This window comes from Frankia gtarii, assembly GCF_025403375.1.
Taxonomy (GTDB): domain Bacteria; phylum Actinomycetota; class Actinomycetes; order Frankiales; family Frankiaceae; genus Frankia; species Frankia gtarii.
In genome coordinates, this window is sequence record NZ_JAMPTM010000590.1 from 1 (window position 1) to 720 (window position 720).

The following is a 720-nucleotide window of genomic DNA, read 5'->3' on the forward strand; positions in this document are numbered from 1 at the left end:
GTGCCGCACCCATCGGGCCCTGCGGATGCGGTCGCCGACGCGGTCGCCGACGCGGATGCGGTCGCGCCCCCGCCGCCGTGGCTGCGCACGCTCGCCAGCCAGCTTGGGGACGCCCTGGTGACCGGCCATACCCGCCCCGGCCCGCGTGCCGTCGACGCCCGGCGGGCGGCCGTGCTGATCCTGTTCGGTGCGGGCCCGGACGGGCCGGACGTCCTGCTGCTCGAACGGGCGGCCGAGCTGCGCAGCCACGCGAGCCAGCCCGCGTTCCCCGGCGGCGCGGCCGACGCCACCGACATCGACCGGGTCGACACCGCGCTGCGGGAGGCCGCGGAGGAGGTCGGCCTCGACCCTGCCGGCGTCGAGGTGCTCGCCGTCGCCTCGCCGCTGCACCTCCAGGCCAGCCACTACCTCGTGACCCCGGTGCTCGCCTGGTGGCACACCCCGTGCGCGGTCGCTCCCGTCGACCTCGCCGAGACGTCGTTCGTCTCCCGGGTGCCGCTGACCGAACTCGCCGACCCGGCCAACCGGGTCATGCTGCGCTACGCCCAGAGTGACCTGCTCAGCCCGGCGTTCCAGGTGCACGGCATGCTGGTCTGGGGCTTCACCGCCGGCATCCTCGACATCCTGCTGCGGCTGGGAGGATGGGAACGCCCATGGAACCGCTCGGCGGTGGTCGACCACCCGCCCACACGGGCGGTTCCCGCCGCGTCCCCACCACCC

Annotated in this window: 1 protein-coding gene; it reads left to right on the forward strand. The window is 75.8% G+C overall.

What is annotated here, in order from left to right:
• The coding region (locus NBZ83_RS32450; protein ID WP_261576550.1) for an NUDIX hydrolase at positions 1-720 on the forward strand (720 nt) is incomplete at its 3' end.